At 45.4% G+C, this 4828-nt stretch carries 3 protein-coding genes; all 3 read right to left on the bottom strand.

Going from position 1 to position 4828, the window contains the following annotated elements:
• Nucleotides 1-582: lysozyme (locus tag ACFIK8_RS08755; protein ID WP_375653360.1), on the bottom strand; the 582-nt coding region annotated here is incomplete at its 3' end.
• A gap of 64 nt (nt 583-646) precedes the next feature.
• The gene (locus ACFIK8_RS08750) at nt 647-976 is read right to left on the bottom strand and encodes a hypothetical protein (RefSeq protein ID WP_375645029.1); all 330 of its coding nucleotides are present in this window, start codon (nt 974-976) and stop codon (nt 647-649) included.
• Nucleotides 977-985: 9 nt separating this feature from the next.
• Complete coding sequence (locus tag ACFIK8_RS08745; protein WP_375669204.1) at nt 986-4714, bottom strand: alanine-zipper protein; 3729 nt, start codon at nt 4712-4714, stop codon at nt 986-988.
• Between the last annotated feature and the right edge of the window lie 114 nt (nt 4715-4828).

Genomic DNA, 4828 nt, shown 5'->3' with positions numbered 1-4828 from the left:
CCATTGCACCGGTCCATTGCCTGCTAACAAGCCGCCAAAACCAGAACAAGACCCTATAATCGGGGCAAGTGCTTCTATTTTAAGAAGTCCGGTTGCCGTTTTCGTTTCTACCCTTTGATAATTTGAAGAAACATAAGCCCCTTTTGCCCATAATCCCGCTTCTGCTGCTCGACGGTTGGCTAAACCCGCAAGAGGCTTCCCACCAACCTTATTCCATTTCTGTAATTCTAAGGGTACGGCTTCATAATCGCCTTGATTAAGCTTCTTCAACAATGTTGACTTGCGAAAAGCAGCTGTTCCTACGTTATAGCAAAATGAGACCAATGCCGCGAATTGGCAATCCGTTAACGAAACCGTAACCGATTCCTCTACCGTCTGCTCGAATTGCTTTAAGTCTTCACAAAGGATTTCTTCTGCTTGCTTTTGGCTAATACACATGCCTTTTTTGACAAGGGGGTGACCCGCATTGCTGGTGTGACCATAACCAATCGTCCAGACACATGCCGTATCTCTATAAGCCTCTAAACGCAATCCTTCCCATTGTTTGATAAGTTCTAATCCTTCTTTCGATATCTTTCTCATCTGACGCTCCATAAAAAAAAGCCCCACAAAAGTGAGGCGGCATAAAAATGTTTTTTTATGATCTCTATTGGCTATGCTCTTTGATCAGCTGCTCGACTTCTTCAACACGAAATCCAAGTTGAAAGAGCGGCGCATATTCGCTTTCCTGTAATTCATACTGACAACGCTTTTCTACAAAATCACCATTTAAATCAAACGGCATGGTTGTTGTTAGACAAACCTTATGCGTGTCATCTTCAATCCCCTCTTCTCCCTCTCCAAGCTCTTTAACAAAGACCCAATAAAAACGCGTTGTCAAAAGCATCTCTAGCCTTCTTACTGTTTCAACTTTGTCAAAAGAAAGCATGTTCAGATAATCTTCTTTGCTATTTAAATGCTCTGGATATTCTATCATCTCTCCCTCCTAAACAAAATGACGCGTATGGCTACATCCACGCGCCGCAACTTGTTCATTTCCACCATTGACGATCATGGCGGCTCGAGTAAAACGCCCATTATCCGTTGTATTACTCCAGCTACCACCCCCTAACAATGCTCTCATTTCAAACGTATTTTGCGTACGGCTTATGGGTATAGGAAACGTGCCCGATAAAAATTGCCAAACATAACCGCAACCATCTTCACAACCGATATGCGAAATCATCCGTATATTTGCCGTATCCTTATATCCACCTGAAACCTTAGAGGTTGGTTCTTTCTTGCCAACAATATGTGTCTTTTCATTGCTTCCATACATAGCAGAAGCAAACGCTTCATCACTCAGTAAAGATTTTTTAACACGCGCCATATCTGTTACATGTTCGGTATAATTACGGTTTGTTGTTATATTGGTACGATACATTGATTTCGTATTTTCACCCGTCCCTGATTGAAGATAAATATCAACCCAAAGATCTGTAGAGGGGTCGTAGACCATTCCCTCTGGTGAACTATAAGGGCGGTGATTTAAACACCAAACTGAATTGGGTAAAATATCCCCTGCTTGATAACCGGATAATGGATGACCAGAAATCGTACCAACATCCGCACAGAGCGTATGAAACCCTCCTATCTTACGAGAATTACTCACAGTGTAATCCCTTGGATAGGTAGAGTTTTCTGACAAAACAAGTTTATGAGACTGTTTTCCATCAGAAACCAAATAAACATAATAATCCTTGCCTGCCGAAAGAGAAGGAACGCTTATTCTTGTATCTGCCGTATAACTTGCAACCAAAGTATCATTGCCTAATGCCAAGGTTATACGCGTTCCTTTCTTCAATGTGAGTTGTTTTTTCCCTGTCGCAACAAGAAACGGCGTAGAAATTGAAAGAACCGTTAAATTGGACTGTTTCAGTAAATTGTTTATCTCTTCCCCTAGCACTTTTGCCTGTGAGGCTACTGTATGGGCTGTTGTTGCCGTTGCTAGGGAACTCTTGATACCTCCAAGCTCTTGTTTCATTGTATCGGCGGTTTTTTTGGCTTCTTCTGCTGTCCTTTTCGCTCTATCAGCTACTTCCTTGGCTTTTTCGGCTTCGCTCTTGGCTTGATAGGCTTGTGAATCTGCCGACTCGGCTTTTTTCTTGGCTTCTTCTGAGTACATCCGCGCTAAACTTACGGGGGCTTTAAAATTCTCAACCACTTGATTGATATCGATAACCCTACTCCTCGCAGACGAGGCTATTTTCTCTGCATCTTCTGCCTGATTGCGTGCTTGCGTCGCGTCATGTCTTGCATAGCCAGCAGACTCTTTGGCTTCCTTGGCTATTTTTTGTGCCTCTTCCGCTTCTTCTTCCAAAGACGCTGCTTTTTTACCCGCTGTTTCGGCTGCCCTCTGCGCTTGTTCTGCTATATATTTTGCATTACTAGCTATTTCCTTGGCTTTTTCTACTTCATTCTTGGCTTCATACGCTCGGTCATCGGCTTTCTCCGCTATTTTCTTGGCTTCTTCGCCTGCTCTTTCTGCTAAACTTGCTATAACCTTAGCGTTATTGGCTACTTCCTTGGCTTTGTCGGCTTCGCTCTTGGCTTGATAGGTTTGTGAATCTGCTGCCTCAGCTTTTTTCTTGGCTTCTTCGCCTGCCATTTCCGCTAGTCTTGCTATAGTCTTAGCGTTACTGGCAGCTTCATTCGCATCGTGAGCCTTACTCCACGCTTCATTCGCTGTGCTTTTTGCCTTTTCCGCCTCACTACGGGCTTGACCCGCATCATGCTTGGCATAACCAGCTGTCTGTTTGGCTTCTTTAGCTATTTTTTCGGCTTCATCCGCTACTGTCTCTACCTGTACTGCCTTCTTCTGGGCGCTTTCAGAAACCTTTTTTGCCTCTTCTGCTGTCGACTGCGCACTACCAGCTACTTGTTTTAGTTCATCCAAAGCACTTTGAGATTCTTGTACAATCTTCTCTAATGCTTCCGCTTTACGTTTCGCTTCTTCCGCTAAGCCCTTCACCGCTTCTGCACTCACCTGCCCTGCCGTCTCTCCTGAACGCGCCGCAGACTCTGCTACCGCTTTCGCTTCAGAAGCTAATTTTGTAGCCTCCTCTGCACTCTGTTGGGCTTGATGAGCCGTCGCTGTTGCTGTATCCGCTGCACTCTTGGCTTCTTCTGCTGTGGTCTTCGCTGTATTCGCCACTGTAACAGCGCTTTCTGATGCTACTTTGGCTTCGTTAGCTACCGTTTCTGCTGTCAAAGCCTTTGCCTTGATAGAAATAATATCTACAGTCGCTTTCCTTGCTGTATTTTTCGCATCTTCTGCTGTTTCTGTCGCTGCCGCTACCGATTGTTTTACTTCCTCCACTAAATCTTTTGCCTCAACAGCTGTCGTTTTACTTTCATTGGCTAACGTTGCTGCCTGATCTGCTACTTTCTTCGCGTCAGCGGCTTTAGACAGTGCTTCTGAAGCATCTTGGTGCGCTGTTGATGTCTCTAACGCCTGTTTTGCCTCTTGCGCCATAGTCTTGGCTTCTGAAGCTGTAACTGTCGCATCATTCGCCTTCTTTTCGGCTCTCGCGGCTTTCTCTTCTGCCGTTTCTGCTGTGCTCTTAGCTTCTTGCGAAAGGACATGAGCATCCTCTGCTTTATTCTTCGCTTCCACCGCCGTGTCTTTTGCGCTATCCGCTAACCGCTTTGCATTATTCGCTAACGTTTCTGCCGAATGCGTTCTCGTCTTAACTTCTTCAACCAATTGTTTCGCTTCACCGGCTTTAGTCTTGGCTTGTATAGCAACGTCTTCTATTGTTAAAGCCCTCTGTTCTACTCCTTCTGCTGTCCTTTTGGCTCCCTCAGCTGTATTCTTGACATGATCAACCGATTGCTTAAGATCATGAGCTACCGACAGAGCTTTAGACGCCGTTTCTTTTGCATCACCGGCTACCGAAGATGCTGTCTCAGCTGTCATCTTGGCTTCCTTCGCTGTAGTGAGAGCTTGCCCACTGCTCGCTGCCGCTGTTTCTGCAATATTCTTCACCTCACCCATCACCTGCTTGGCATCATCAAAAGCGCTCTTGGTTTGTTCGGAAAGTGTTTTTGCATCTCCTGCCGTTGCCTTGGCTTCTCTTGCCTCTGTCAAAGCTGTCTCTACTGTGCCTTGAACTTGTGTCACTCTTTGAGAGCTTTCCGTGACCGCTGTCGTCACTCTATCGGCTGCACCTTTAGTATCCTCCGCAATACGCTTGGCTTCTTGCGCTAACCTCTCTGCCGCTTCTGATTTCATCTTGGCATCTTCTGAAGAAGCTTTCGATATCTCTGCTGTTGTCTTGGCGGCATTGGATGCTGTTAATGCCGTATTTGCCTGCTCTAAAGCTGTATCAGCTGTCGTCTTGGCTTCAGAAGCTACAGTAACTGCACTCGCTGCTGTGCCTGCTGCTTGTGCTATCGTCGTCGCTGCTGCATCCGATAATTCCTTGACACTATCTGCTATAGTTTTCGCTTGATCTGCTGTTTGTTGCGCGCCATTCGCACGCGCCATGGCTTTTTCTGCTTCTTTCCTTGCATTAACAACCTGCTCTAAGGGCGCAAAGGTTTCATACGAATACAAAGACGCCGTCCCTAAAAGCTTTGGAACAACAACGCTGTCTTGAGAAGTTCCTGCTATCATTTCTTCTCTCGTCGCGACAGGTATCAAATATTCATGTTCATGATCGGGTATCTTCATCTGCTTTCGTCCTCACATCATTCAGAGTACTTCGTCTAATGAACACTCTTTTAAATCTTCAAACTCTTCTCTTAAAGCCTCTAAGCGCTTCTCTAAATCTTTCAGTGAACCATC

It is taken from the genome of Bartonella sp. MR168JLCBS, assembly GCF_042194175.1.
The sequence above is the reverse complement of the archived record's forward strand: the minus strand, read 5'-3'. Positions and strand labels throughout refer to the sequence as shown.

Bases quoted from the DNA above. Each gene is read 5' to 3' on its own strand.
- ACFIK8_RS08750 (WP_375645029.1), bottom strand. From the start codon at position 976: ATGATAGAATATCCAGAGCATTTAAATAGCAAAGAAGATTATCTGAAC.
- ACFIK8_RS08745 (WP_375669204.1), bottom strand. From the start codon at position 4,714: ATGAAGATACCCGATCATGAACATGAATATTTGATACCTGTCGCGACG.